The following is a 26,490-nucleotide window of genomic DNA, read 5'->3' on the forward strand; positions in this document are numbered from 1 at the left end:
GAAGAGGCACCCACATCCGGTGTGAGCAGCATCAACACGGTGCGGTCGGCACCCGGGCCACGCGACGCGGGGTGGCTAGCGCGTTATTGGTAGGCGTAGAAACCGGTTTCGGCGATCCGGCGGCGCTCCTCCGGGGACACATCGACGTCGGCCGGCGACAGCAGGAACACCTTGGTCGCGACCTTGTCGAAGGAGCCGCGCAGCGCGAACGCCAGCCCGGCGGCGAAATCGACCAGCCGTTTCGCGTCGGCGTTGTCCATCGCCACCAGGTCCATGATCACGGGGGTGCCGTCGCGGAACCGCTCGCCGATGGTGCGGGCCTCACTGTAGTCCTTGGGCCGCAGCGTGGTGATCTTCGACAGCGGGTGGCCCTCTTCGAACATCATGGCCATCCGGCGCGGGTCCATCGCCAGGGCGCCACGCGTGGAGTTGCGCAGCCAGGACCCCAGGCGCGGCCTGGTCATGTCGGGGCGATCGAACTCGCGCGGGTGAACGGCACCATAGCGCGGGTCGTCCGCATAGCCCCCGCGGTAACTGGCCGGCGGCGGGTAATCTGCGGGCTCGGCGCGTGGGTCGTCATATTCGCGCCCCTCGTAGCGGCCGTCCAGGCGGCCATATCCCTCGTCGAAGCGGGGACGCGGGAAGCCGCGCGACGGGGCCCGGTCGTCGTAATACTCGTCGTCGTAGTCGTCCATCGGGGCCATCCCGAAATAGGCCTTGACCTTGTGCAGTGTGCTCATTGCGTTCGACCCCTTCTAGCCCCTGGCGTTGGTGTCAGTGATGAAGATGTGACTACAGTGACTTATTACGGTGACGGTAGCGGCCGGGGGCCCAATAGCGCGGTACCGACACGCACACACGTCGAACCGTGTTTGACGGCGACTTCGAAATCGTTGCTCATGCCGGCCGAGAGGCCGACGGCCCCGGGGTGCGACCCGAGCACCCGCCGGTATTCGGATTGCAGCCGGTCGAAGGCCCGGTCGGGGTCCCAGTCCAGCGGCGGAATCGCCATCAGCCCGACGAGCTTGAGGTTCTTGGCCTGCGCGGTCTGGTCACACACCTGGTCCACGGCCTTCGCGTTCGAGATGTCGACTCCCCCGCGCGAGACGTCGCCGTCGAGGCTGAGCTGCACATAGACGCGCAGCGACTCGGCGCGATGTCCGTCGGCCAGCGCGACGCCCGCCCCGCGATCGAGCGCCGTCACCAGCGCGACGCTGTCGACGGAGTGCGCGGTGTGCGCCCACCGCGCCACCGAGCGCGCCTTGTTGCGTTGGATGTGACCCACCATGTGCCAGCGGATGCCGCGCGAATCGGTCCACGGGGAAGCCGCCGACCCTTTCCCGGTGTCGGCCAATCGGGCGACTTCGGCCACCTTCGCCGACGCTTCCTGGTCGCGCGATTCCCCAACGGCCCGGCAACCCAATCGAGACAAAATCACTACATCGGTTGCTGGAAAGAATTTGGTAATTGGCAAAAGCTCAATTTCGCCGACATTGCGACCCGCCGCTTCCGCGGCCGCCGCAAGGCGCGATCGGACCACCGCCAGCGCATGGGTCAATTCGGCTTCGCGGTTTCCCGGCTCGCCCCGACTTCCGCCGGCCGCGTCCCCTGGGGCCACCACCGTCACTCCATCCAGACCAGCGAGGCCAGCCGCCCCGTGGGCGCGTCCCGACGGTGACTGAACAATCTCGGGTCGGCCACCGTGCAACGAGGATCGATGTCGACCGACGTGACGCCCAAATCCTTTAGCTGCCAAGCTATTCCGGCCCGCAGATCGAGGCCGGGGGTCCCGTCCGCGGTGGTGGTGCGGCTGCCGGGCAGCGCCGCCTCCACCTCGTCGGCCATCGCCGCGGGAACTTCGTAGTTGCGACCGCTGACCGCCGGGCCCAGCAGCGCCGAGATGTCGGCGGCACGGGCGCCCAATCCCAGCATCGCCTCGACCGCCCGGACCACCACCCCGCGCTGCGCCCCGACACGACCGGCGTGCACCGCCGCGACGACACCCGCGCGCGCGTCCGCCAGCAACACCGGCACACAGTCGGCGGTCACCACCGCCAGCGCCAGCCGCGGCGAAGTGGTCACGAGCGCATCGGTGTCGTCGAGCGCCGCGTCCTGCGGCCCGTCGACCACTTCGACCCGGTCGCCGTGGACCTGGTTCATCCACACGATCCGATCACGGCCGAGCCGGTCGGCGCCGAGGCCCGTGGCGGTGGCCAGGCGGGCGCGGTTCGCGGCCACCGCCGCCGGATCGTCACCGACGTGGTCGCCGAGGTTGAAGGTGTCGAAGGGGGGCGCCGAGACACCACCCGCGCGGGTGGTGGTCACCCGCCGGATGCGAACGCTCACACGACAAGTATCGGCTGTCGCGCCCATGACCTCAGCGGCGCATGAACGGCGGCACGTCGACCTCGTCGTCGTCGCCGCCGATGTTGAGCGTCGCGCCGTTGGTGTGCAACGGCACGCTGACCGCGTCGACCGGCTCGAACAGCGTCGAGCTGAGCTTGCCGGCCTTCGCCGACTCGATCCGGTGGGCCCCGCCGGTGCCTGCCTCCGCCGCGCCGCCCACCACCGGCTTGCGCCCCGGACCGGCGGCGTCGAAGCCCGCCGCGATCACCGTGACCCGCACCTCGTCGCCCAGGGAGTCGTCGATGACCGTGCCGAAGATGATGTTGGCGTCGGCGTGTGCGGCGTCCTGCACCAGCGACGCCGCCTCGTTGATCTCGAACAGGCCCAGGTCGCTGCCGCCTGCAATCGACATCAGCACGCCCCGCGCGCCCTCCATCGAGGCCTCCAGCAGCGGCGAGTTGATCGCGATCTCGGCGGCCTTGAGGGAGCGGCCCTCGCCGCGGGCCGAGCCGATCCCCATCAGGGCGGTGCCGGCACCGGACATGATGCCCTTGACGTCGGCGAAGTCGACGTTGATGAGGCCGGGCGTGGTGATCAGGTCGGTGATGCCCTGCACGCCGTTGAGCAGCACCTCGTCCGCGCTGCGGAAGGCGTCCATGAGCGACACCGCGGCGTCGCCCATCTGCAGCAGCCGGTCGTTGGGGATCACGATCAGGGTGTCGCAGCTCTCGCGCAGCGCGGCGATCCCGTTCTCGGCCTGGTTGCCGCGGCGCTTGCCCTCGAACGAGAACGGCCGGGTGACCACGCCGACGGTCAGCGCGCCCAGTTTGCGGGCGATGCTGGCGACGACGGGCGCACCGCCGGTGCCCGTCCCGCCGCCCTCGCCGGCGGTGACGAACACCATGTCCGCCCCGCGCAGCAGCTCCTCGATCTCGTCCTTGGCGTCCTCGGCGGCCTTGCGCCCGACCTCCGGGTCGGCCCCGGCGCCCAGGCCGCGGGTGGAATCGCGCCCGACGTCGAGCTTGACGTCGGCATCGCTCATCAACAACGCCTGCGCGTCGGTGTTGATCGCGATGAATTCCACGCCCTTGAGGCCCTGCTCGATCATCCGGTTGACGGCGTTGACGCCGCCGCCACCGATCCCCACGACCTTGATCACGGCCAGGTAATTGTGCGGGGGGGTCATCATTCGTCTTCCTCCCTGGTGGGCTCAAAGCTCTCGCGATGGCGGATATCCGCCGGCAAAACCCTCAACCTCAACCATAGGGTTAGAGTTATGTCAAGTAGTTCCGCGCAACCAGAACGGTATGGGCACGGCGCGCGCTAGCCCCGCAGGCGCGCCGAGGAGGCGCCGCGCAAATTTTTCGGTGCGGCCCCCGCCTATTTGACCGTCGGCAGGTCGGGGCTGGACACGTCATAGGTCCGTCCCGGCTGCGTCAGCAGGGCGGCCAGCTTCTCGGCCTTCTCCTCGGTGCGGTCGGTGGTCCCCCAGATCACTACCCGACCGTCGCCAAGCGTCAGGGTGATCGAGGCGACCGACGGTGCCGCGATGCGCCCCACCTGGCCCGCGACCTCCGGGCGCAGCGCGGTCAGCACCTGCAGCGCGGCCTTGGTCGCCGGGTCGCCGGGCGCGGGGTCAGCGACGTCGAGGTAGGGCAGCGCCGGCGGCGGCGGCCCGGTCGCGAAGTCCACCCCGTCGCGGTCGAACAGGTGCGGTCCGTCCGGAAAGTCCTTGACCGCCACGGGAACACGCTCCACGATGGTGATCCGCAGCGCGGACGGATACTGGCGCTGCACGCGCGCGCTGGCCACCCGCCGGATCGCCGCCACCCGGTCGGCGACCTGGCTGGTGTTGATCTGCAGCAACGGGGTTCCCGGGCGCACCTTTGCGGCGTCCAGCACATCCTCGCGGGTGACCGTCCCGGTGCCGGTGACGACGATGTTGCGCGCGGACATCGCGGGCGTGAAGTACAGGACCAACGCCAGCCCGACCCCGGCGACGGCCAGCAGCACCGTGGCCAGCAGCATCTTCAGGCCGCGAACGACGCCCCGCTTGACCGGCTTGCGCTGCTCGGCGATCCGCCCGCCGGCCCGGCGCTTGGCCTCCCGGCGGGCCTCCTCGATGGCCCGCGCGCGCTCCTGCGCGGCCCGGCGCTCGGCCCGTTCCCGGCGCGCGCGCCGGCGCGGACCCTCGAGATCGGCTTCCTCCGCCCGTTCGGGCGCCGGGCGGCCCGCGACCAGCGGCTCGGTGACGGCTTCGGCCGACGGGCCCGAGTCGGCCACGTCGGTCGGGGTGGCGCCGGTCGGCTCCGGGTCCGCCTCGGTCACCGCAGCGCCCCCGGCCGTCCCGGAGCGCTGCGGTTGGCCCTTACCCGCAGCGCGGTCACGATCTCCGGACCCAGCAGGGTCACGTCGCCCGCGCCCATGGTGACGACGACGTCGCCGGGACCGACCGCCGCGGCCACCTCCTCGGCGACGGCGGAGAAGTTTGCCAGGTAGTGCACCGGCTTGGTGACGTGCTCGGCGACGCTGGCCCCGCTGACGCCCGCGAGCGGTTGTTCGCGGGCGCCGTAGACATCAAGCACGAACACCTCGTCCGCCGCGTCCAGCGCGCGCCCGAATTCGGCCGCGAATGTCTTTGTGCGCGAGTACAAGTGCGGTTGGAAGACCACGATGCAGCGGCCACCGGGGCTCTGCTCGAGCACGGTGCGGACCGCCGCCAGCGTGGCGCCGATCTCGGTGGGATGGTGGGCGTAGTCGTCGAAGACCCGCACCAACGAGTTCGGGGTCGCGCCGATCGCCGAGGTGCCGACCAGTTCGAACCGGCGGCGCACGCCCTCGAAGCCGGCCAGCCCGTCGAGCACGTCGTCGGGCTCGGCGCCGATCTCGATCGCCGCCAGCAGTGCCCCGAGCGCGTTGAGCGCCATGTGCCGCCCGGGCACCGAGAGCCGCATCACCCGCGGGTGCGGTTCGCCGGCCAGCTGAATGTGGGCCACGCTCTCGGTGCCGCGCTGCTCCCACGACAGCAGCGCGCCGGCCAGGGGCTGTGGCGAACCCGCCTCCGCCGAGCCGTAACGCAGCACCCGGATCCCCAGATCGGCGGTGCGTTCGGCCAGCGCGGCGGCCCCGGGGTCGTCGGTGCACACCACCAGCGCTCCCCCGGGCACGAGCCGCTCCATGAACGAGTCGAACACCGCGACGTAGGCGTCGGCGCTGCCATAGAAGTCCAGGTGGTCGGTTTCGATATTGGTGACCACCACGACGTTGGGGCTGTATTCCAGCAGCGAGCCGTCGCTTTCGTCGGCCTCGGCGACAAAGCAGTCGCCGCTGCCGTGGTGGGCGTTGGTGCCGGCCTCGCCCAGCTCGCCGCCCACCGCGAAGGACGGGTCGCGCCCGCAGTGCTGCAGCGCGACGATCAGCATGGACGTCGTCGTCGTCTTGCCGTGCGTGCCGGTGACCATGAGCGTGGTGCGCCCGGCCATCAGCTTGGCCAGCACGACGGGCCGCAGCACTACCGGAATACCGCGCCGCCGGGCCTCGACGAGTTCGGGGTTGGTCTTGGGGATCGCGGCGTGGGTGGTGATGACCGCGGTGGGGCCGCCCGGCAGCAGGTCCAGCGATGAGGCGTCGTGGCCGACACGGATCAGCGCGCCGCGCGCCCGCAGGGCGTGCAGGCCGCGCGACTCCTTGGCGTCGGAGCCGGACACCAGCCCGCCGCGGTCCAGCAGGATGCGGGCGATGCCGGACATGCCGGCCCCGCCGATGCCCACCATGTGGACCCTTCGCAGCTCGGGGGGCAGCTCGGGGGGCAGCTGGTCGGCGGTCACCGCGCTCCCTCATTGGGATGTCCGGCGCGCGCCCGTCTGGCGATGTCCAGCCCCGCCTCGGCCACCTGGCGCGCGGCGTCGCGGTGGCCCACCCGCGCGGCGGCAGCCGTCATCGCGGCCAGCCGCGGCGCGTCGTTGAGCAGACCGCCGACCTGCTCGACCACCAGGTCGGGGGTGAGGGCCGCGTCGTTGACCAGCATGCCGCCGCCGGCGTTGACCACCGGCAGCGCGTTGAGCCGCTGCTCCCCGTTGCCGATGGGCAGCGGCACGTAGATGGCGGGCAGCCCGACGGCCGACACCTCGGCGACGGTCATCGCCCCGGACCGGCAGATCGCCAGATCGGCCGCGGCGTAGGCCAGGTCCATCCGGTCGAGGTACGGCACCGCCACGTAGGGCGGGTCGCCCGGCTGCGGATTCCGCAGGTCGAGGGTGTTCTTCGGGCCGTGGGCGTGCAGCACGGCCACCCCGGCGGCGGCCAGGCCGGCCGCGGCCCCGGAAACCGCGCGGTTGAGCGAGACGGCGCCCTGCGAGCCACCGAACACGAGCAACACCTTGGCGTCGTCGGCGAAGCCGAAGTAGCGCCGCGCCTCGGCGCGCAGAGCTGCGCGATCCAGCGTGGTAAGGGCCGCCCGGATCGGCACGCCGACCACCTCGGCGCGCGGCAGCCCGCAATCCGGCACGGCCGACAGCACGCGGTCCGCGGTGCGGGCCCCGACCCGGTTCGCGATCCCGGCGCGGGCGTTGGCCTCGTGGATCAACACCGGGATGCGGCGCCGCCGGCGGAAACCGCTCGGGATGCCCCGGGCCGCCAGGTACGCCGGCAGGGCCACGTACCCGCCGAAGCCGATCACCACGTCGGCGTGCACGGCGTCCAGCACGGCGCGGGTCTCGCGAACGGCCCGCCACACCCGCGGTGGCAGCCGGGCCAGGTCGCCGGTGGGCTTGCGGGGCAGCGGCACCGGCGTGATCAGCTCCAGGTGGTAGCCGCGCTTGGGCACCAGCGTGGTTTCCAGGCCCCGCGGCGTGCCCAGCGCGGTGATGCGTACCCGCGGGTCGAGCGCGGTGAGCGCGTCGGCGACGGCCATCGCGGGCTCGACGTGGCCGGCGGTGCCGCCGCCGGCGAGGACGACCGATAGGGAAGACGCGAACGGCGGCGACTCAAGAGACGGCGACGCGGCACCGGCGGGCGAGGGGCTCGCCCCCAGCCCGCCGGCCGGCTTCCTGACCGTGTCGTTCACCCGTAACGCTGACCTTCCAGTGCGCGTGTGCGCCGTGGCTGACGCTGGCCCGCGCCCTTGCTGGTGCCCGTGGCGACCCCGCGCTGGCCAGATCCATGATGCCTAACCCGCGACCGGGCGCCGCCGCCAGACTGGCGGGACGACCGGGGCGCGGCCGGGCGCGGCGGCGTCTCGGAGTTGCGGGACGCCTTCCGTCCGGGCGCCTTGGTCTTGGCGTTGGTCTTGGGGGTGGTCTTGCCGCCGCCCTTCCCGGGCCCGCGCGGGCCGCCCTTGCCGGGCGGCGCGCCGACCCGCCTGCGGTCGCGGAACGCCTCGAGGCGGCTCGGCACGTACGGCTCGGGCAGCGGCAACCGCAGGATGCGATTCATCTTGTCGTCGCGCCCCGCGCGCAGCGCGGCCACCGCCTCCGGCTCGTGACGCGCGGCGTTGGCCATGATGCCGATCATGAAAAGCGTTGCTGCCGTTGATGTTCCACCGGCTGAGATGAGCGGCAGCTGGATGCCGGTGACCGGGAGGATGCCGATCACGTAGCCGATGTTGATGAACGCCTGGCCCAGCACCCACATGGTCGTGGTGGCGGTCAGCAGCCGCAGGAACGGGTCTGCCGAGCGGCGCGCGATCCGCATCCCGGCGTAGGCGAACAACCCGAACAGGACCAGCAGCCCGAACGCGCCGATGAACCCGAGCTCCTCGCCGATGATCGCGAAGATGAAGTCGTTGTGCGCGTTGGGCAGGTAGTTCCACTTGGCCACGCCCTGGCCCAGGCCGTCGCCGAAGACGCCGCCGTGGGCGAGCGCGAACTTCGCCTGCCGCGCCTGGTAGCCGGTGTCCATGGGGTCGTTCTCGGGGTTCATCCAGGACCGCACCCGGTCGGAGCGGTACCCCGCCGACATTGCCAGCACGCCACCTGCCATGAAGACCGCCAGCAGCGAGGTGCCGAAGACACGCAGCGGGAGCCCCGCATACCACAGCAGGGCCAGCAGGATGATGCCGAACGACACCGTCTGCCCGAGGTCGGGCTGCGCCACGATCAGCGCCAGGGCGATGACCGCGGCGGGCACCAGCGGAATCAGCAGCTCACGCAGCGACGCCCGCTCCAGGCGCCGGGCCGCGAGCAGGTGCGCGCCCCAGATGGCGAAGGCGATCTTGGCCAGCTCGGACGGCTGCATCGAGAAGCCCGCGATGACGAACCACTTCCGCGACCCGTTGGCCAGGTTGCCGATTCCGGGAACGAGCACCAGCACCAGCAGGATGACGGTGACGACGTAGCCGGTGAACGCGACCCGGCGGAGGAACCGGACCGACATCCGCAGCGCGGCGTAGCAGCCGATGAGGCCGATGATCGTCCACATGACCTGCTTGCCGAAGATCACCCACGCCGAGCCGTCCGCGCCGTAGGACCGCACGCCCGACGCCGACAGCACCATGATCAGGCCGAGGGTCGTGAGCAGCCCGGCGACGGCGATGATCAGGTGAAACGAGGTCATCGGGCGGCCCAGCCAGGCGCCGAATCGGCTGCCCGGGCCCGGCGCCGGGGCCGGGGCCTCGCGGGCGGCGAACACCGGCGCGTCGGCGGCCCGGTCGTCTTCGCCGGCCTCGCGCGCCTCCTCGGTGCTCTCCGCGGGGGCCTGGTGGGCGCCGGTCGCCTCCTCGGCCGTGACGTCGTCGACTTCAGCGTCGGTCACGTCGTCGACTTCAGCGTCGGTCACGTCGTCGACTTCGGCGTCGGTCACGGCGAGTTCGTCGCGCTGCTCGGCCGGGGTCGTCTCCCCAGCCGTCCCCGTCGATTTCTTGCCCCGGCGCAGCCGCCGGGTCAGCCCGTTACCCACACCCGCCTACCGCAGCGCCGCGCGTACGGCGGCAGCGAACGCGTCGCCGCGGTCGGCGTACCCCGTGAACTGGTCGAACGACGCGCCGGCCGGCGCCAGCAGCACCGTGTCCCCGGGCCGGGCGAGGTCGCGGGCCGCGGCCACGGCGGCGGTCATGACGCGGGCGCCGAGGTCTCCGCCCGGATGTTTCACTTCTGTCACATTTGCATCAGAAACCACAACCGTCGCATTCATATCAGCATCCTCGCCTGTCACAACCTGGACGACGGGGACATCCGGCGCGTGTCGCGATAACGCCTCTGCAACCTCGCGGCGATCCCGGCCGATGAGCACCGCGCCGACCAGGCGCGACGCCATCCTGGCGACCTCGGCGTCCACCGAGGTCCCCTTCAGCAAACCGCCCGCGACCCACACCACCCGCGGGTAGGCCAGCACGGACGCCTCGGCCGCGTGCGGATTGGTGGCCTTGGAGTCGTCGACGTAGGTGATCCCGTCGGCGACGGCCACCACCTCGGCCCGGTGCCGACCCAGCCGGAACGCGGCGATCGCGGTCCGGATCGCGTCGACGGGCACCCCGATGCTGCGCGCCAGCGCCGCCGCGGCCAGGGCGTCCAGAATCCCGACGGGGCCGGGCACCGGAATCGAGTCGACCGGCAGCAACGCGAGGTCGTCGGCAAACGCGCGATCCACCAGGTGGCCGTCGCGCACACCGAGCTCGCCGGCTCCCGGTTCGCCGAGCCGGAAGCCGACCCGCACCGGCGCCGCGGCCGTGTCCAGCAACGCCGCGGCCCGGCGGTCGTCCAGCCCGACGACCGCCACCCGGCCGTCCAGCACCCGGGCCTTGTCGGCGGTGTACCCGGCCATCGTGGCGTGCCAGTCCAGGTGGTCCTCGGCGATGTTGAGGACGACGCCCGCCTCCGGCCGCAGGGAGGGCGCCCAGTGCAGCTGGAAGCTGGACAGCTCGACGGCCAGCAGGTCACCGGGCTCTTCCAGCACGTCGAGGACGGGATCGCCGATGTTGCCGCAGAGCAGGCTGCGGCGTCCGGCGGCGGTGAGGATGGCGTGCAGCATCGACGTCGTGGTCGTCTTGCCGTTGGTCCCGGTGACCGCCAGCCACCGGCGCGGCGGGCCGTACCGCCCCGCGGCGTCGAGCCGCCAGGCGAGCTCGACGTCCCCCCAGATGGGCACGCCCGCCGCCGCGGCGGCGGCCAGCAGCGGTGTCGCCGGGGAGAAGCCCGGGCTGGTGACCACCAGCGCGTAGTCGGCGATCCGCGGGATCGCCGCCGCGGTGGCGGCCGTCGCCACGCCCTCGCCGGCGTAGCGGCGCAGCGTGACCGGGTCGTCGTCGCACAGCGTCGGTGCGGCGCCGAACCGGGCCAGGGCCGCCAGCACCGCTTTGCCGGTGACGCCCCCGCCGGCCACCAGCACCGGCGCGCCCGGCGCGAGCGGCGCCAGGGGGTCAGGGCCGCTCATCATGCACCGGTCGCGGCGAGCCACTCACCGTAGAACAGCGCGACGCCCAGGCCGCAGGTGATCGCGGTCAGCAGCCAGAACCGGATGATCACCGTGGTCTCGGCCCAGCCGGCCAGCTCGAAGTGGTGGTGGAAGGGAGCCATCCGGAACACCCGGCGCCCGGTGGTGCGGAAGGCGAGGATCTGCAGCACGACGGAGGTGACCTCGGCGACGAACAGCGCGCCCAGCACGACGGCGAGGATCTCGGTCCGGCTGGTGACCGACAGGCCGGCGATGATGCCGCCGAGGGCCAGGGAGCCCGTGTCCCCCATGAAGATCTTGGCGGGCGCGGCGTTCCACCAGAGGAAGCCGATGCAGGCGCCGGCGGTCGAGGCCGCGACGATCGCCAGGTCCAGCGGGTCGCGGACGTTGTAGCAGCCCAGGCCCGGCGTGCTGACGCAGGCGCTGTGGGCCTGCCAGAACGTGATGAGCACGTAGGCGGCGCAGACCATCGCCATGGCGCCGGCGGCCAGCCCGTCGAGGCCGTCGGTGAAGTTGACCGCATTCGACCAGGCGCTGACGACGACGACGCAGAACAGCACGAACAGCCCCGGGGCCAGGGAGACGGTGGCGATCTCGCGCACGTAGGACAGGTTGGGGCTTCCCGGCGTCAGGCCGTTGGCGTTGTGGAACTGCAGCACCAGCACCCCGAACAGCACCGCGGCCCCGACCTGGCCGAGCGCCTTGGCGGTCTTGTTCAGTCCGAGATTGCGCGCCTTGCGGACCTTGATGATGTCGTCGAGGAACCCGACGCCGCCCAGCGCCGTGGCCAGGCCAAGCACCAGCAGGCCGGACGCGGAGACGCCCTCGCCGTCGAACGCCAGCCCGGCGAGGTGCGTGCCCAGGTACCCGGCCCAGATGCCGGCGAGGATCGCCACGCCACCCATCGATGGCGTGCCCCGCTTGCTGTGGTGGGTCGGCGGGCCGTCCTCCCGGGTCTGGTGGCCGAACCCCTGCTTGGTGAAGAGCCGGATCAACACCGGCGTCAGAAGGATGGACACGGTCAGCGCGATGGCGACGGCGATCAGGATCTGTCTCATGGACGTTCCCCGCCCACCCCGCCGCTCGATGGTGACGACCCGCTTCGCCCGGCTTCGCCGCCCTCGCGATCGTCACGGGTCAGCGCGTCGGCCAGCGCACCCAGTCCCGCCGCGTTCGACGCCTTGACCAGGACCACGTCACCGGGCCGCAGCTCGGCGCGCAACAACGCCAGGGCCGCGTCGCCGTCGGCGACCTCCACGGCTTCGGTTCCCCACGACCCCTCCATGACCGCTCCGTGGTGCATCGCGCTCATCGGCCTCCCGCTTCCCACGACGACGAGTCGAGACACATCTAAGCGCACGGCCAGCCGGCCGATGCGGTCGTGCTCGGTTATCGCGTCCTCACCGAGCTCGGCCATCTCCCCCAGCACGGCCCAGCTCCTGCGCTTCTCGCCGGGGCCCGCCACTCCGCCGTGGGCCATCCAGGCCAGCGCCTGCAAGCCGGCCCGCATCGAATCGGGGTTGGCGTTGTAGGCGTCGTCGATCACGGTCACCCCGTCGGCGCGGGTGGTCACCTGCATGCGGTGCCGCGACACCGGTCCCGCCGCGGCGAGCGCGCCCGCCACCTGCTCGACGGTGGCGCCACATTCCAGGGCGACCGCGCCCGCGCACAGCGCGTTGGTGACCTGGTGGTCGCCGGACACGGCGAGCCGCACCCGCGCCTCGCCGGCGCCGCGCGCGTGCAGGGTGAAGCGCGGCCGGGCCAGCTCGTCGAGGGACACGTCGGCCGCCCACACGTCCGCCCATTCGTTGGCGCCGCCGGAATCGTCGCGGCTCACCCGCAGCACCCGGGCCGCGGTCTGCCGGGCCATCGCCGCCACGGCCGGGTCGTCGATGTTGAGGACGACCGTGCCTGAAGCCGGGACCGATTGCGGCAGTTCGGCTTTCGTCCGTGCGATGGCTTCGCGGGAGCCGAACTCCCCCAGGTGCGCGGTGCCGACGTTGAGCACCACGCCGATGGCCGGCGGGGCGATCTCCGCCAGCGCGGCGATGTTGCCGGGGTGGCGCGCCGACATCTCCAAGACCAGGAAGTCGGTGTCCCGGGTCGCGCGCAGCACGGTCCAGGGATGACCCAGTTCGTTGTTGAACGAGCCCGGCGGCGCCACCACCCGGCCCAGGGGCGCCAGCACGGCGGCCATCAGGTCCTTGGTCGAGGTCTTGCCCGACGAGCCGGTGATCCCGACGATCGTCAGGCCCCCGGCCACCAGCTCCGCGGCCACCGCCTTGGCCAGCTTGCCCAGCGCGGCCAGCACCGCGGCGCCAGAGCCGTCGGCGTCATGCTCGAGCACCCCGGTCCGCGCGTCGGCCGCGCTCACGGATGGCACCACGATCGCCGGCGCCCCCACCGGCCGGGCCGCCAGCACGGCGACGGCGCCCGCCGCCACCGCGGACGCCGCGTGGTCGTGCCCGTCGGACCGCGCCCCGGGCAACGCCAGGAACAGCCCGCCGGGACCGACGGCGCGCGAGTCGAACTCCACCGTCCCGGTGACTGTGGTCCGCGCCGCCGCCGCCGGGGTGATGTCGGCGAGCCGGCCGCCGACGATGTCGGCGATCTGGGCGACGGTCAGGTCAATCATCGCCGGGCCTCGAGCGCCTCGAGCGCCTCCCCGAGCTCGACCCGGTCGTCGAACGGGCGCGTGTGGCCCCCGCCGCTCTGTCCGGTCTCATGCCCCTTGCCGGCGACCAGCACCACGTCGCCCGGGCCCGCCCAGGCCACCGCGTGCCGGATCGCGTCGCGCCGGTCGCCGATCTCCACCACCTCGGCCGCGCCGCCGGCCGCCCCGGCCAGGATCTCGCGGCGGATGGCCGCGGGGTCCTCGCCGCGCGGGTTGTCGTCGGTGACGACGACCAGGTCGGCCAGCTCGGCGGCGGTCGCGCCCATCGGCGCCCGCTTGCCGGGATCGCGCTCGCCGCCGGCACCGAACACCACCGCCAGCCGCCGGCCCGGCCGCGCCAGGGCGGTCAGCACGGCGCGCAGCGCTCCGGGCTTGTGGGCGTAGTCGACCAGCGCGAGGAAATCCTGACCCCGGTCGATCTCTTCCATCCGCCCGGGCACGCGCGTGGCGAGCAACCCGGGCGACGCCTGCTCCGGCGACACCCCGACCGCCTCCAGAATGGCAAGCGCCAGAAGGCAGTTGGCGATGTTGTAAGCGCCGGGAAGCCGAATGCCGACGCGGTGCTGCACGCCGGCGGGGTCGACGGCGGTGAACTGCTGGCCGCCGGCGCTCAAGGGCGCCGCGTCGGTGGCGCGCCAGTCGGCGGGCCGGCCGGTGGCGCTGACGGTGACCGCGTCGCCGGCCCGGGCGACCATCGCACGTCCGGCGTCGTCGTCGACGCAGACGACGACCGTGCGCGCCCGCAGCTTGGAGGCCGGGTCGATCAGCAAGGCCTTGGCCTCGAAGTAGTCGGCCATCGTCGGGTGGAAGTCCAGGTGGTCGCGGGAGAGGTTGGTGAACGCGCCCACCGCGAAGCCGGTGCCGTCCACGCGGCCCAGCGCCAGCGCGTGGCTGGACACCTCCATGACGACCGTGTCCACGCCGCGTTCGGCCATCGCCGCCAGCAGGGCCTGCAGGGCCGGGGCCTCCGGGGTGGTGAGCGCGCTGGGGATGTCGGCGCCGTCAATGCGGATGCCGATCGTGCCGATGAGCCCGACGGTGCGGCCGGCGGCCCGCAGCCCGGACTCGACCAGGTAGGTGGTGGTCGTCTTGCCGGAGGTGCCGGTGATCCCGACGACGGCCAACCGGTCGGAGGGGTTGCCGTACACCGCGGCGGCCAGGCCGCCCAGTACGCCGCGCGGCGCGGGATGCACCAGAGTGGGGACCCGACCGGCGTGGGCGCCCATTTCGGCCACCCCGGCGGCGTCGGTCAGCACGGCGGCCGCGCCGCGGTCGATGGCGTCGCCCGCGTAACGGGCGCCGTGCGTCGCCGAGCCGGGCAACGCTGCGAACAGGTCGCCGGCGAGCACGTCCTGGGCGCGCAGCGTCACACCGGTGACCGCGACGTCCGGGACGGCGGCGCTCCCGTCGGCGGCCACCGCGCCCACCTGGGCTGCCAGCGTGGACAGGGGAACGCCCGCGACGGCGCTGGGGCGCAAGCCACCCGGCACTGTTCCCACCTCCCTCGGCCCCTGCCCGATCCTCATGTTCGGCCATGACACCCTACCGAGGGACCGGGGGCGACGCGGTCTTCCCGCGCCCGGCTGGCGCGCTACCGGCTCTTACGCCAGTCGAGCAAGGGCAGGAAAATAGTGTCGACGATTTCTTCGATCGCATCGTCGGACAGCGGTTTCAAGGTCATCATGATCTCGTAACGGAACAGGTCGAGGGGCAGCCGGGCAATTCGCCCGGTGACCTGTCCGGGGGTGATTTCACCGCGGTCGACAGCCCGCCGGATCACCTGCTCGAGCATGGCCTCGCGATCGCCGTGCACGAACTTCTTGAGGTCGGCGAGACTGCTGCCGGTGTGCTGGTAAAAGCCGCCGAACCGGGTCAACAGCAGGGCCACGAGGCCCGCCCTGACCTTGTTGGCTTGCTGCAGTAAAGCGATGATGTCGCCGCGCAGGCTACCGGTGTCGGGGACGGCCACGGCGTCTTTGCGCGCCTGGTGCGCCAATACGTCGAGCACCAGTTCGTGCTTGTTGGGCCAGCGCCGGTACAGCACCGCGCGGCTGGTTCCCGCCCGCACGGCGACCGCGTCGATCGTCATGTCGTCGTACCCGCGTTCAGTCAGCTCCGTCCACGCGGCGTTCAGGAGCGCCTCCTCCAACGCCAGACCCCGGCGTCGCCGCGTAACCCCGGGCGCATTTAGAGACATTGCGTTTCCTATTGCTGGCGTCTACGTTGATGGATACACGTTGTATCTTATCCCCGAGGGAGAGCTTCGATGCGCATTCTTGTCTCCGGCGCGGGCATAGCGGGACTGAGTACGGCGATCAACCTGGGCGCGGACGGTCACGACGTCATCCTCGTCGAACGCGCTAACCACCTGCGGACCAACGGGTCGCCCATCGATATTCGCGGCCACGCCATCGGCGTAGCCGACAAAATGGGTGTGCTCACCGAGATCCACGATCGCCGGGTTGACATGACCGAACGCATCCAGTTCGTCGACCGGAACGGCGACGTGGTCGCCGAGCCGCCCCTGGACCAGATCAACGATTCGCCCGACGACGTCGAAATCGCCCGCGAAGACCTGACCCACATCCTGCACGGCCATCTTGGGCCGTCGGTCGAGCTGCGGTTCGAAGAATCCATCGCCGGCCTCGAAGACGACGACGCAGGAGTCACCATCCGCTTCGCCTCGGGCGCCGAGGAAACCTATGACCTGGTCGTGGGAGCCGACGGCATGCACTCGGCGGTCCGCCGGCTCACGTTCGGGCCCGAACGGCAGTTCCTGCACCATCTCGGCTTCTACGTCGCGCTGGCCGCCCTGCCCGATTACACGCCCGCTGGACGCGACAACCCGATGTACAACTACCCCGGCCACCTGGCCGGTATCGCCACATATCGCGACAAAGCGTTGGCGGTGTTGATGTTTCGTTCGCCCTGGGTCGAGTACGACTACCACGATCTCGCCGCCCAGAAGCGAATACTCGTCAGTGCGTTCGCCGGCCACAGCGAGTGGCGAGTCCCCGAACTGCTCGACGCGGCGGTCGCGGACCCGGAACTCTACTTCGACTCGGTCAGCCAGATCCATATGCCGACCTGGCACCGCGGCCGCGTCGTCCTCGTCGGCGACGCGGCGCATTGCGCCTCACCTCTTTCCGGGCGCGGCACCAGCCTGGCCTTGACCGGCGCCTGGTTTTTGGCTCAGGCGCTGCGCGAGCATCCCGGCGACCTCGCCCATGCCTGGCGCCAATACGAGCACGACCAGCGGCCGCACGCCACCCGCTCCCAGGCGACGGCGGCGCCCGGAGGCGAGCGCCTCATCCCGGCCACTCAGGACGAGATCGACGCCCGCAATCGCAACTTCCGCCGAGCAGAGGCTGGATAGACACGCCCGGCCACGCCGCGCTCGCGATCGCCGCTAGGTGGCCTGCAGGGTCAGCGGCGGCCCCGGATCCGGCGACAGCGGGACGTTCTCGCGCTGCATCAGCCAGCCGGCGATGTTGTGGAACAGCGGGGCCGCCGAGTGCCCGGGCGTGCCGTCGGCGTTGCGCTCCGGGTTGTCCATCATGATCCCGACCACATAACGCGGATTGTCGACCGTGGCCATGCCCGCGAACGTGATCCAGTAGACGTTGTCGAAGTAACAGCCGCAGGCCGGGTTGATCTGCTGCGCGGTGCCCGTCTTGCCCGCCATCTGGTAGCCCGGCACGCCGGCCGCCGGTCCCGTCCCCTGCTGGTATCCCATCGGGTCGCGCTGCACGACGGCACGCAGCATGCCGCGCACGGTCTGCGCGGTCTGCGCCGAGACCACCCGCACCCCGTCGGGCCGCGGCTCTTCGGTTCGGGTGCCGTCGGGGGCGATGGTCGCCTTGATGATGCGCGGCGGTATCCGGACGCCGTCGTTGGCGATGGCCTGGTACATGCCGGCCATCTGCAGCAGGGTCATCGAAAGCCCTTGCCCGATAGGCAGGTTCGAGAACGTGCTGCCCGACCACTGGTCGATGGGCGGCACCAGGCCGGAGCTCTCACCGGGCAGCCCGACGTTGGTGCGCTGGCCGAGCCCGAACTTGCGCACCATGTCATAGAAGCGTTCCGGACCCACGCGCTGCGCCAGCATCAGCGTCCCGACGTTGGAGGACTTTCCGAACACGCCCGTGGTGGTGTAGGGCATGACGCCGTGCTCCCACGCGTCGTGGATGGAGACCCCACCCATCGAGATGGTGCCGGGCACCTGCAGCACCTCGTCGGGGTTGGACAGGCCGTATTCGATCACCGACGACGCGGTGATCACCTTGTTCACCGATCCCGGCTCGAACGGCGACGACACCGCCAGGTTGCCCAGCTGCTTGTCACCCTGGCGCCCGATGTCCTGGGACGGGTCGAAGGTGTTGTCGTTGGCCATGGCCAGCACCTCGCCCGTCTTGGCGTCCAGGACGACGGCCGAGACGTCGTGGGCCCCGGACACGTTCTTGGCCTGCTGCACCTGCTGCTGCACGTAGAACTGGATGTCGTCGTCGAGGGTGAGCTGGACGGTGGAGCCGTTGACGGCCTTGTGCCGGTTGCGGTAGCTACCGGGGATCACGACACCGTCAGAACCCCGGTCGTAGGTGACCGATCCGTCGGTCCCGGACAGTACCGAGTCCATGGACTCCTCCAGACCGAGCAGCCCGTGGCCGTCCCAGTCGATGCCGCCGACGATGTTGGCCGCCAGCGACCCGCCCGGATACTGGCGCAAATCCTGGCGTTCGGACCCCACCTCGGGGTATTTCTCGGAGATCGCGCTGGCGACGGCGGGGTCGACGGCGCGGGCGAGGTAGACGAAGTTCTCGTCGCTCTGCAGCTTTTTCAGCAGGGTCGGGACGTCGGGCTTGTTGCCCAGCCGGGTCGCGACCTCCTTGGCGATGTCGCGCAGCCGCTGCTGGGGATCGGGCGCCGCGGAGTTCTTCTGCTTCGCCTCCTCCAGCTGGTGCCGGATGCGTTTGGGCTGGAAGGTCAGCGCGCGGGACTCGGTGGTGAACGCGAGCTGGTCGTTGTGGCGGTCGACGATGCTGCCACGGATCGCCTTCTCGACGTCGGTGACCTTCAGTTGCCCCGCCGCCTGGGCGCGCAACGTCGGCGCATCGGTGACCTGCAGGACGAACAACTGGATGGCGGCCACCAGGATCAGCACCAGGATCACCGCGTTGCCGGCCCGATGCCGGAAGACGAACGACGCGCCCCGGCTCCCGACCGCGACGATCTGCCGGGTGCGCCGCTGCGTGGCCGAATGACCGGCCGGCGCCGCCTCCGGGCGGGCCGCCGTCGTCTTGGCCTTCTTCGCCTTGCGGAATCCCTTTGGTTCCCGGGCGTCCCGGCCCTGCTCGGCCTGCCGCGGCTTGTGCAGCCGCTTGGGTTGCCGGAGGCCTTCGGCCTGCTGCGGGTGGCGGGGACCGCGCGTCGGGCGGGTCGACTGGCGGGTCCGTCGCGCGTCGCCCCGGCTCATCGGCCGGCAGCCGGGGGCACGGTGGCCGGCGGCAAGAACTGCTCACCAGTCGCAGGGCCGGGGCCCGGGCCCGGACGCGGGAACGCTCCCGGCGCCGGGGCTCCGGGGATCACCGGGACCACCGCCTGCGGCGCCGCGGGCGGCGGGCCCGGCAGCACCGGGACCGGGACCTCGGCCGGTAACGGCGCCGGCATGCGGGCCGGTGGCGGAATCGGCAAGCCCCCCAAAGGGATCGAGACTTCCGCTGGGCCGGGCGCGGGCGCCGGACCCCCCGGCGTCGGCAGCCCCGGCGTCGGCAGGGTGGGCGTCGGCAGGCCCGGCGTCGGGATGGCGCCCGGGACCTGGCCGGTGACCGGGCCGGTGGGCAGCCCGGGCAGCTGCGAGACCGCCTGCGGCAGGTGCTGCCCGCCGACCGTCGAAGCGCCGTCGGGGGCGCGCAGCAGCGCCTCGGGGCCCGGCCTGGCCGGGACGGGCGGGCCGCCGGGGCCGGGCTCGACCCGGATGGGCACCTCCGGGGGCAGCGCGGCCGGCTGGGGCGGCGGCGGTGGGCCGGCATCGGGAAGCCTGCTGTTCAGCGGTGGCGGCGGCACGCCGTCGGCGGGCTTGGGCGTACCCACGACCACCCAGTTGCCGGACGGGTCCTGGACCAGGTGCGCGGTGTCACGCGTCGGGATCATGCCCTGCTTGCGGGCCGCCTCCGCCAGCGCCGGGGCCGATTCCGCCTCGCGCACATCGCGTTCCAGCGATTCCTTCTGCTGTTGCAGCATCCGGTTCTTCTCGCGGGCGTGGCTCAGCTGATAGGAGCGCTCAGCGGAGTCCGTGGACAACCACAGCGTGAGCCCCAGGCCCAGCGCCAGCGCACCGATCACCAGCACGACGAACGGCACCTTGCTCGCGATGGTCCGCGGCCGCAGGTCGATCGAGGCGAGACGGATGGCCAGGCGCTCGCTCAGGCGGGGCCGGACAACCTTGGGCGCCTTCGCTTTACGCGCCTTGGCCCGCGCCTTGGCCTGGCTCGTGCTCTTGGGCCGGCCCGGTAGCTCGACCGGACGGGTGATCGGGCTCGTCTGCGGCCCCGATCTCGGTGCCCGCGCGTCACGGGCGGGCGCGGCGGCCCGGCCGGGCCGGTTGCGCCGCGACGACACCGGCTCGGCCCCGGTGCGCCGGCCGGTCCGGGCCGAACCGTCGCGGCCACCCCGGCGGTCGTTGCCGCGGCCGCGTTTCGGCGCCTCGCGCTTCACCTTCATGAGTCGCCTTTCCCAATCCGTTGCAGGGCCCGCAACCGCACTGCGGCGCTGCGGGGATTGCGTTCGACCTCGGCGGCATCCGCCCGCTCGGCGCCGTGCGTCAAGGAGCGGAACCGCGGCTCGTGCCCGGGAAGCTCGAAAGGCAGATCCACCGGCGTGCGGGACGCGACCGCGTCCGCGAACACCCGCTTGACGATCCGGTCCTCCAGGGACTGATACGCCAGCACGACGACGCGGCCCGACACGGCCAGCGCGTCGAGGGCGGCGGGAAGCGCCCGGCGCAGCGACTCGAGCTCGTCGTTGACGGCGATCCGCAACGCCTGGAAGGTGCGCTTGGCCGGGTGGCCGCCGGTCCGCCGGGCCGGCGCCGGGATCGCCTCGTAGAGCAGCGCGACCAGTTGGGCGGTCGACGTGAACGGGGTGCGGGCGCGCTGACGGACGATCCGCGCGGCTATGCGCCGGGCGAATCGCTCCTCGCCGAAGCGGTGCAGGATGTCAGCCAGGGCCGCCTCGTCGTACGTGTTGAGGATGTCGGCGGCGGTCGGCGCGGACTGCGGGTCCATCCGCATGTCCAACGGCGCGTCCTGGGCGTATGCGAAACCACGTTCGGGGCGGTCGAGCTGCATGGACGACACGCCGAGGTCGAAGAGCACGCCATCCACGGATTCCGTTGCGGCCAAACCACATTCGTTGAGCGCGGCCGGGATGCCATCGTACCGGGTGTGCACCAGGGTGGCCCGGTCGGCGAACCGCGCCAGGCGAGTCCGGGCGATGGCCAGAGCGCTCGGGTCGCGGTCGAGACCGATCAGCCGCAGCCCGGGCAGCTCGATGAGGAATCGCTCGGCATGCCCGGCGGCGCCAAGCGTGGCGTCCACCAGCACCGCCCCCGACCCGTCGGCGTGGTGGCGGGTCAGCGCCGGGGAAAGCAGTTCGACGCAGCGCTCCAGCAGCACCGGCACGTGACCGAAATCTTCTGAAATGTCAGCCACCGCAACGCCTCCCCGGGTTTGGGGGCACCCTTCGGACCCTAGGAACCCGAAGGCCGCCCCTGCACCGAGGTCCCTGTCCGAAGGCACGAACCTGGCGTTGGGGAAGTACGCCAGGGTCGGTTCGGGCAGAGGCCACGATGCACGGGCACGCGCCTCAGATGATGTCGCCGAGTGCTTCATCGCTGGCCGCGGAGAAGTTCTCTTCGTGGGTCTGTTGGTAGTCGTTCCAGGCCTGGGCATCCCAGATTTCGAGGAAGTCGACCGCCCCGATCACCACGCAGTCCTTGGACAGGTTCGCGTACCGGCGGTGGTCGGCCGACAGGGTGATCCGGCCCTGCGCGTCGGGGTGCTGCTCGTCGGTGCCGGCGGCGAGGTTGCGCAGGAAGGCCCTGGCCTCCGGATTGCTCCGCGAGGTCTTGCTCGCCCGGCGGGCCAGCTGCTCGAATTCCGCCCGCGGATACACGGCCAGGCTGTGGTCTTGGCTCTTGGTGACCATCAACCCCCCTGCCAGCGCGTCGCGGAACTTGGCGGGCAGCGTGAGCCGCCCCTTGTCGTCGAGTTTTGGCGTGTAGGTGCCGAGAAACACCTGCTCACCTCCCCTGCGGGGTCACCCGAACACTTGAGCCACCATACCCCACAATCCCCCACTTCTCCCCATTAAAGGGGTGTCGTGGCCGTGTTTTCGCGGTTATCCGCCCCCAACCGCCTTTCCAGCGGTACGACGGGACGCCCGGCGTAGCCCGGCAAACGCCGCGCGGCTCAGAAAATGCGCATGTCAGAGGCCTCAAACGGGAAGGTGGGCCAAAGTGGGGAGCTCGGTGGGGCCAAGTGGGGCTCGCGACCAGCCCCGAAGCCTCGATTCCGGCTCAGTTTGGATTCAGAAGGGACTCAACGGGTCTGCCGGGCGCCGACGGGGCGCCGCGGCCTGAAAAGATGGCGCCGCGCCAGCGCCCCCCGCGTCCCGCGCGCCCGGTCCGTACCTTCACCTCAACGACAAACGGGGCAGCCGTTGGCTACCCCGCAGTGTCGTGCCGTGCGTCGCTAGTCGTCGAAGCGACGGCGGAACCGATCTTCCATCCGGCTGGTGAACGAGCCCCCACCCTTGTGGCGGCGCTGGCGCGGCGAACCGACGGCCGGACCGGAATGGCCCGGCCTCCCCGACAACCGCGGCCCGGTGATCGCAAACACCACACCACCGAACATCACGATGAAACCGATGACGCTGAGGATCGGGAAACTTCCAATCATGGTGGCTTTGAATGCCACCCCGGACACCAGCATCGCCAAACCGATCACGAACAACGCCGCGCCCTGCAACCGCCGCCGCGCCGTGGGTGCCCGGAAGCCCCCGCCGCGCACGCTCGACGCGAACTTGGGGTCCTCGGCATAGAGAGCGCTCTCGATCTGATCGAGCATCCGCTGCTCATGATCGGAGAGTGGCATTCGTCCCTCCTTGCCGGCACGTTGACGCGTATCTATCGGTAGCACGCGGATGCCCGTTGGGAGGGCAACTAAATCAAATGATACGAGGTCAATCTGCGCGGTACCACTGGTTCGGCGGCGATTCTATCCCCGCCCGCCCTCCCCCACCGGCCCGCACCACCCCACGCCCGGCGGGCGCGGAACCGCGCTGCGCGCCAACCTGCTTGCTTCGAGCGGTCCCGCCGGGTGCGCGCCCGCCCGTCGGACGACCCCGCCCGGGTCCGATAATTGCGTCAGCGCGGGGACTGGAGGGTCAACCGCACGGATCACCCGACGAGGAGGCACCGCAGTTGGCGATCTTCCTCATCGATCTGCCGCCGGAGCACATGGAGCGCCGCCTCGGCGACGCCCTGGGGGTCTATGTCGACGCGATGCGCTACCCGCGCGGCACCGAGAACCAGCGCGCCGCCATGTGGCTGGAGCACCTGCGGCGCCGAGGGTGGCAGGGCGTGGGGGTCGTCGAGGCCGAGGTCGCCCACGGGACCACCCCATCAGCCGCAGACCTGAGCAACGCGCCACTGCTCGGTGTGGCGTACGGGTACCCGGGGGCGCCGGGGCAGTGGTGGCAGCAACAGGTCGTGCTGGGGTTGCAGCGCGGCGGCCAGCCGCCACAGGAGATCGCGCGCCTGATGAGCAGCTACTTCGAGCTGACCGAATTGCATATCCATCCCCGCGCCCAGGGTCGCGGCCTGGGCGAGGCGCTCATCCGCCGGCTGTTGGCCCGCCGGACCGAGCAGAACGTCCTGCTGTCGACGCCCGAAACCAACGGTGAGCCCAACCGCGCGTGGCGGTTGTACCGGCGACTGGGCTTCACGGACGTCATCCGCGGCTACCACTTCGCCGGCGACCCGCGGGCTTTCGCGATCCTGGGCCGCGCGCTGCCCCTGGAGGCCTCCGCGCCGCCCGGCTAACCTCCTACGCGCGGGCAGGCGGGACGACCCGCCGAAGCGACACACCCCGTCTGGCACGATGACCTGGTGCGCGCCAGCTCCCCTCCGCTCCCGGCCCGGCGATCCATTCCCCGGCGGCGCCGCGCGCTGGCCATCGCGATGCTGCTGCTCCTGGTCCCCCTGGCCACCGGATGCCTGCGGGTCCGGGCGTCGCTCACCATCTCCCCGGACGACATGGTGTCCGGGGAGATCGTCGCCGCCGCCAAACCCAGGACCTCGAAGGACATGGGCCCCCAGCTCGACACGAACAACCTGCCGTTCGGGCAGAAGGTGGCGGTGTCGAACTACGACAGCGACGGCTACGTGGGTTCGCAGGCGGTGTTCTCGGACCTGACGTTCGCCGAGTTGCCGCAGCTGGCCAACATGAACTCCGACGCCTCCGGGGTGAACCTGTCGCTGCGCCGGAACGGCAACCTGGTGATCCTGGAAGGCCGGGCGGACCTGACCTCGGTGACCGACCCCGAGGCGGACGTCGAGCTCACCGTCGCCTTTCCCGGCGTCGTGACCTCCACCAACGGCGACCGCGTCGAGCCCGAGGTGGTGTCCTGGAAGCTCAAGCCCGGCGTGGTGAGCACCATGACCGCCCAGGCCCGCTCCACCGACCCGAACACCCGCTCCTTCACCGGTGCGGGCGTCTGGCTGGGCATCGCGTCGTTCGCGGCGGCGGGGGTGGTGGCGCTGCTCGCCTGGATCGGGCGGGATCGCTCCCCGCGGATCACCGCGCCGCGCGACCAGCCACCGGTCTAGCCGGCCGGGGTGGGCGACCAGTAGTCGAGCATCTCGGCGAACGTCTGGAACGCCGGCCCCGATACCCCGTAAGTGGCCTCGAAATGGATGCTCAGCGGAAAGCCGAGATCGGCGACGCCGTCGATCACCCGCTTGTACAGGTCGACCATGAGCCGGCGCTTGTCGGCCGGCTCGCTGCCGGCCAACCGCTTGACGAACTCCTGCTCGCCGGCCACCGCCGCGTTGCCCGGGTCCTGGATCAGCCAGTTGATGAGGCCGACGCGGTCCTCGACCTTCGGGACGAACCCGAACGACAGCAGGATCTCCGGCCGGTGGTCGGTGGTCTTGGCGAACTCGGCCAGGAAGTCGACGATCGCGTCGGAATACAGCAGCTGGGTCATGGCGTAGTTGGCGCCCTGGTCGCACTTGAAGTTGAACCGGCCCTGCTCGCCGTCGCGGGTCGGAATCAGGATGACGCCCCGGTTGGGCACCAGGTCGCGGTAGATCGACAGGGCGTCGGTCGGCGCCACGCCGGAGCCTTCGCCGTCGTTCATGGTGCGCGGCACGCCGACGAAGACCACGCCTTCCATCCCGGCCGAACACAGGGCGGCGAGCCGTTCCCGCAACGACGCCTCGTCCATGAACGCGGTGACCTGCGTGCAGAGACCGCGCATCTCCGGCAGTTCCGGTTTGATGATCGACCAGAAGTCGAGCACGTCCAGCTTCGGCTTCATCGCGACGGGCCGGTCGTCGTCTTCCGCGATCATCCCCGGGATCATCACGTGCCGGAGCCGGCCGTCCAGGCCGGATTCGGCCGAGTACCGCACCACTTTCCGTGCATCATCGAGGGCCCGCTCTCGACCGTCGTCGCGATTCGGAGGCACCAGCTCGAGGGCGATGGTGTTGAGGGTCACGCGGCTCCTCTCCGTCGGTCAGACGACCATTTCCCTGGGCTCTGGATGGCCGCGCTGCCGTCGCGCCCAGACACCCCGCCAGCATAGGCGGGGCGGGACCGGCCGCTGGCGGGGGAATACTGAGGCGGTCCAAGCCAGTGCGGCCGCCGGCGCGACATAAACTGTCGGCCCAGGACCGCACGAGCCAGGCCGAGCAGGAAGGGGGCGCCGCGCTGAGCCCGGAAACCGCAAAAGCAGCGGCAACCATCGAGTTGACCGGCGCCATCACCGAGCGGCTTAGGCAATACCTGCACGAGCGGCGCGCCGAGAGCGCCTATATCGGCGCCGACTACGACGACCTGATCGGCGCGCTCGAAGACTTCGTGTTGGGCGGCGGCAAGCGGCTGCGGCCCGCGTTCGCGTACTGGGGCTGGCGTGCCGTGGCCGACCAGGAGCCGAATTCCGACGCGCTGCTGCTGTTTTCGGCCCTCGAGCTTTTGCACGCCTGCGCCCTGGTACACGACGACGTGATCGACGACTCGTCCACCCGCCGCGGCAAGCCGACGACGCACGTCCGCTTCGCCGCGCTGCACCGCGAGCGGGGATGGCGGGGTTCGCCGGAGCGGTTCGGCGAGTCGGCGGCCATCCTGCTCGGCGACCTCGCACTCGCCTGGGCCGACGACATCGTCTCCGACTTGCCGGTGTCGCCGGCGGCCCACCGGCGGGTTAGGCGCGTGTGGGCCCAGATTCGCACCGAGGTGCTGGGCGGTCAGTACCTCGACATCGTCGCCGAGGCGAGCGCCGCCGAGTCCATCGCGTCGGCGATGAACGTCGACACCTTCAAGACGGCCTGCTACACCGTGTCCCGCCCGCTGCAGCTGGGGGCGGCGGCAGCGGCCGACAGGCCCGACGTGCAGGCCGTGTTCGGCCAGTTCGGGACGGACCTCGGGGTGGCGTTCCAGCTGCGCGACGACGTGCTGGGCGTGTTCGGCGACCCGGCGGTGACGGGCAAGCCGTCCGGGGACGACCTGCGCTCCGGCAAGCGCACGGTGCTGCTCGCCGAGGCGGTTGAGCTCGCCGACCGGTCGGACCCCGCGGCGGCCGCCCTGTTGCGCGGCTCCATCGGCGCCGAGCTGACCGACGCGCAGGTCGACGAGTTGCGGGCGGTCATCGAGTCGGTCGGCGCGCTGGCCGCCGCGGAACGGCGTATCGCCGAGCTGACGCGGCGCGCGCTGGACGCTCTGGCGGCCGCGCCCGTCGGCGCCGAGGCCAAAGCCGGGCTGTTCGAGATGGCCAGGATGGCCACCGACCGCTCCGCCTGA

Annotated in this window: 23 protein-coding genes; 4 read left to right on the forward strand and 19 right to left on the reverse strand. The window is 71.6% G+C overall.

From position 1 onward, the window contains the following. Positions 1-83 precede the first annotated feature (83 nt). From G6N56_RS05380 to G6N56_RS05440, 13 genes are all read right to left on the reverse strand, one after another. Positions 84-740, reverse strand: coding sequence for a cell division protein SepF (locus G6N56_RS05380; RefSeq protein ID WP_085254079.1), 657 nt, complete (start codon positions 738-740; stop codon positions 84-86). Between the two features lie 65 nt (positions 741-805). Further along, entirely contained in the window at positions 806-1,618 is an 813-nt protein-coding gene (locus G6N56_RS05385) for a YggS family pyridoxal phosphate enzyme (RefSeq protein WP_142280436.1), read from the reverse strand. Between the two features lie 5 nt (positions 1,619-1,623). Further along, positions 1,624-2,346, reverse strand: a complete 723-nt coding sequence (pgeF, locus tag G6N56_RS05390) for a peptidoglycan editing factor PgeF (protein WP_085254080.1) — start codon at positions 2,344-2,346, stop codon at positions 1,624-1,626. Between the two features lie 31 nt (positions 2,347-2,377). Further along, positions 2,378-3,532, reverse strand: a complete 1,155-nt coding sequence (ftsZ, locus tag G6N56_RS05395; protein WP_085254081.1) for a cell division protein FtsZ — start codon at positions 3,530-3,532, stop codon at positions 2,378-2,380. 194 nt (positions 3,533-3,726) lie between these two features. Continuing rightward, positions 3,727-4,629 carry a cell division protein FtsQ/DivIB gene (locus G6N56_RS05400; RefSeq protein ID WP_232069307.1) on the reverse strand — a complete coding sequence of 301 codons (903 nt, stop codon included), beginning with the start codon at positions 4,627-4,629 and terminating at the stop codon, positions 3,727-3,729. A 41-nt stretch (positions 4,630-4,670) separates the two neighbouring features. Beyond that, positions 4,671-6,119 carry a UDP-N-acetylmuramate--L-alanine ligase gene (gene murC, locus G6N56_RS05405; protein WP_142280437.1) on the reverse strand — a complete coding sequence of 483 codons (1,449 nt, stop codon included), beginning with the start codon at positions 6,117-6,119 and terminating at the stop codon, positions 4,671-4,673. A gap of 50 nt (positions 6,120-6,169) precedes the next feature. Next, positions 6,170-7,411 (reverse strand): undecaprenyldiphospho-muramoylpentapeptide beta-N-acetylglucosaminyltransferase, encoded by a 1,242-nt coding sequence (murG, locus tag G6N56_RS05410; RefSeq protein WP_085254084.1) that lies wholly within the window; start codon positions 7,409-7,411, stop codon positions 6,170-6,172. Then, entirely contained in the window at positions 7,408-9,240 is a 1,833-nt protein-coding gene (ftsW, locus tag G6N56_RS05415; RefSeq protein ID WP_085254085.1) for a putative lipid II flippase FtsW, read from the reverse strand. Before ftsW ends, murG begins: the two co-directional genes overlap by 4 nt. A gap of 6 nt (positions 9,241-9,246) precedes the next feature. Beyond that, the gene (gene murD, locus G6N56_RS05420; protein WP_085254086.1) at positions 9,247-10,713 is read right to left on the reverse strand and encodes a UDP-N-acetylmuramoyl-L-alanine--D-glutamate ligase; all 1,467 of its coding nucleotides are present in this window, start codon (positions 10,711-10,713) and stop codon (positions 9,247-9,249) included. Continuing rightward, positions 10,713-11,792, reverse strand: coding sequence for a phospho-N-acetylmuramoyl-pentapeptide-transferase (mraY, locus tag G6N56_RS05425; RefSeq protein WP_085254087.1), 1,080 nt, complete (start codon positions 11,790-11,792; stop codon positions 10,713-10,715). Before mraY ends, murD begins: the two co-directional genes overlap by 1 nt. Then, positions 11,789-13,369: a UDP-N-acetylmuramoyl-tripeptide--D-alanyl-D-alanine ligase gene (locus G6N56_RS05430; RefSeq protein ID WP_085254088.1), complete on the reverse strand. Its 1,581-nt coding sequence runs from the start codon at positions 13,367-13,369 to the stop codon at positions 11,789-11,791. Before G6N56_RS05430 ends, mraY begins: the two co-directional genes overlap by 4 nt. Next, positions 13,366-14,934, reverse strand: a complete 1,569-nt coding sequence (locus G6N56_RS05435; protein WP_085254089.1) for a UDP-N-acetylmuramoyl-L-alanyl-D-glutamate--2,6-diaminopimelate ligase — start codon at positions 14,932-14,934, stop codon at positions 13,366-13,368. The genes G6N56_RS05430 and G6N56_RS05435 overlap by 4 nt, the downstream gene beginning before the upstream one ends. A 65-nt stretch (positions 14,935-14,999) precedes the next feature. Continuing rightward, a complete protein-coding gene (locus G6N56_RS05440) occupies positions 15,000-15,557 on the reverse strand; it encodes a TetR/AcrR family transcriptional regulator (RefSeq protein ID WP_085254090.1) in 558 nt (185 codons plus the stop codon). Positions 15,558-15,674: 117 nt separating this feature from the next. On the opposite strand from G6N56_RS05440, the gene G6N56_RS05445 reads away from it, so the two are divergent. Beyond that, positions 15,675-16,784, forward strand: coding sequence for an FAD-dependent monooxygenase (locus G6N56_RS05445; protein WP_085254091.1), 1,110 nt, complete (start codon positions 15,675-15,677; stop codon positions 16,782-16,784). A gap of 33 nt (positions 16,785-16,817) precedes the next feature. Here the strand turns inward: G6N56_RS05445 and G6N56_RS05450 are convergent, their stop codons facing one another. From G6N56_RS05450 to G6N56_RS05470, 5 genes are all read right to left on the reverse strand, one after another. Next, positions 16,818-18,881, reverse strand: coding sequence for a peptidoglycan D,D-transpeptidase FtsI family protein (locus G6N56_RS05450; protein ID WP_085254092.1), 2,064 nt, complete (start codon positions 18,879-18,881; stop codon positions 16,818-16,820). Beyond that, positions 18,878-20,128: a cell division protein FtsL gene (locus G6N56_RS05455; RefSeq protein ID WP_085254093.1), complete on the reverse strand. Its 1,251-nt coding sequence runs from the start codon at positions 20,126-20,128 to the stop codon at positions 18,878-18,880. Before G6N56_RS05455 ends, G6N56_RS05450 begins: the two co-directional genes overlap by 4 nt. Next, on the reverse strand, positions 20,125-21,297 hold the full coding sequence (gene rsmH, locus G6N56_RS05460; RefSeq protein WP_142280430.1) for a 16S rRNA (cytosine(1402)-N(4))-methyltransferase RsmH: 1,173 nt from the start codon (positions 21,295-21,297) through the stop codon (positions 20,125-20,127). The genes G6N56_RS05455 and rsmH overlap by 4 nt, the downstream gene beginning before the upstream one ends. Next, positions 21,272-21,703: a division/cell wall cluster transcriptional repressor MraZ gene (mraZ, locus tag G6N56_RS05465; protein WP_085254095.1), complete on the reverse strand. Its 432-nt coding sequence runs from the start codon at positions 21,701-21,703 to the stop codon at positions 21,272-21,274. The genes rsmH and mraZ overlap by 26 nt, the downstream gene beginning before the upstream one ends. 455 nt (positions 21,704-22,158) lie before the next feature. Continuing rightward, positions 22,159-22,560 carry an SCO2097 family morphological protein gene (locus tag G6N56_RS05470; protein ID WP_085254096.1) on the reverse strand — a complete coding sequence of 134 codons (402 nt, stop codon included), beginning with the start codon at positions 22,558-22,560 and terminating at the stop codon, positions 22,159-22,161. A gap of 329 nt (positions 22,561-22,889) precedes the next feature. On the opposite strand from G6N56_RS05470, the gene G6N56_RS05475 reads away from it, so the two are divergent. Together G6N56_RS05475 and lppM are read left to right on the forward strand one after the other, a co-directional pair. After that, positions 22,890-23,510, forward strand: a complete 621-nt coding sequence (locus G6N56_RS05475) for a GNAT family N-acetyltransferase (protein WP_085257125.1) — start codon at positions 22,890-22,892, stop codon at positions 23,508-23,510. 138 nt (positions 23,511-23,648) lie between these two features. Further along, complete coding sequence (gene lppM / locus G6N56_RS05480; protein ID WP_085257130.1) at positions 23,649-24,296, forward strand: lipoprotein LppM; 648 nt, start codon at positions 23,649-23,651, stop codon at positions 24,294-24,296. Here the strand turns inward: lppM and G6N56_RS05485 are convergent. After that, positions 24,293-25,189, reverse strand: a complete 897-nt coding sequence (locus G6N56_RS05485; RefSeq protein ID WP_085257124.1) for a mycobacterial-type methylenetetrahydrofolate reductase — start codon at positions 25,187-25,189, stop codon at positions 24,293-24,295. The genes lppM and G6N56_RS05485 overlap by 4 nt on opposite strands. Before the next feature lie 251 nt (positions 25,190-25,440). Here G6N56_RS05485 and idsA2 point away from each other — a divergent pair, with 251 nt between their 5' ends. Continuing rightward, the gene (gene idsA2, locus G6N56_RS05490; RefSeq protein WP_085257129.1) at positions 25,441-26,490 is read left to right on the forward strand and encodes a bifunctional (2E,6E)-farnesyl/geranyl diphosphate synthase; all 1,050 of its coding nucleotides are present in this window, start codon (positions 25,441-25,443) and stop codon (positions 26,488-26,490) included.

It is taken from the genome of Mycobacterium saskatchewanense (genome assembly GCF_010729105.1).
Taxonomy (GTDB): domain Bacteria; phylum Actinomycetota; class Actinomycetes; order Mycobacteriales; family Mycobacteriaceae; genus Mycobacterium; species Mycobacterium saskatchewanense.

Bases quoted from the DNA above. Each gene is read 5' to 3' on its own strand.
- ftsZ (WP_085254081.1), bottom strand. From the start codon at position 3,532: ATGACCCCCCCGCACAATTACCTGGCCGTGATCAAGGTCGTGGGGATC.
- G6N56_RS05450 (WP_085254092.1), bottom strand. From the start codon at position 18,881: ATGAGCCGGGGCGACGCGCGACGGACCCGCCAGTCGACCCGCCCGACG.
- mraY (WP_085254087.1), bottom strand. From the start codon at position 11,792: ATGAGACAGATCCTGATCGCCGTCGCCATCGCGCTGACCGTGTCCATC.
- G6N56_RS05445 (WP_085254091.1), top strand. From the start codon at position 15,675: ATGCGCATTCTTGTCTCCGGCGCGGGCATAGCGGGACTGAGTACGGCG.
- murD (WP_085254086.1), bottom strand. From the start codon at position 10,713: ATGAGCGGCCCTGACCCCCTGGCGCCGCTCGCGCCGGGCGCGCCGGTG.
- rsmH (WP_142280430.1), bottom strand. From the start codon at position 21,297: ATGAAGCACTCGGCGACATCATCTGAGGCGCGTGCCCGTGCATCGTGG.
- G6N56_RS05455 (WP_085254093.1), bottom strand. From the start codon at position 20,128: ATGAAGGTGAAGCGCGAGGCGCCGAAACGCGGCCGCGGCAACGACCGC.
- G6N56_RS05470 (WP_085254096.1), bottom strand. From the start codon at position 22,560: ATGCCACTCTCCGATCATGAGCAGCGGATGCTCGATCAGATCGAGAGC.
- murC (WP_142280437.1), bottom strand. From the start codon at position 6,119: ATGGTGGGCATCGGCGGGGCCGGCATGTCCGGCATCGCCCGCATCCTG.
- G6N56_RS05435 (WP_085254089.1), bottom strand. From the start codon at position 14,934: ATGAGGATCGGGCAGGGGCCGAGGGAGGTGGGAACAGTGCCGGGTGGC.
- G6N56_RS05380 (WP_085254079.1), bottom strand. From the start codon at position 740: ATGAGCACACTGCACAAGGTCAAGGCCTATTTCGGGATGGCCCCGATG.
- G6N56_RS05430 (WP_085254088.1), bottom strand. From the start codon at position 13,369: ATGATTGACCTGACCGTCGCCCAGATCGCCGACATCGTCGGCGGCCGG.
- lppM (WP_085257130.1), top strand. From the start codon at position 23,649: ATGCTGCTGCTCCTGGTCCCCCTGGCCACCGGATGCCTGCGGGTCCGG.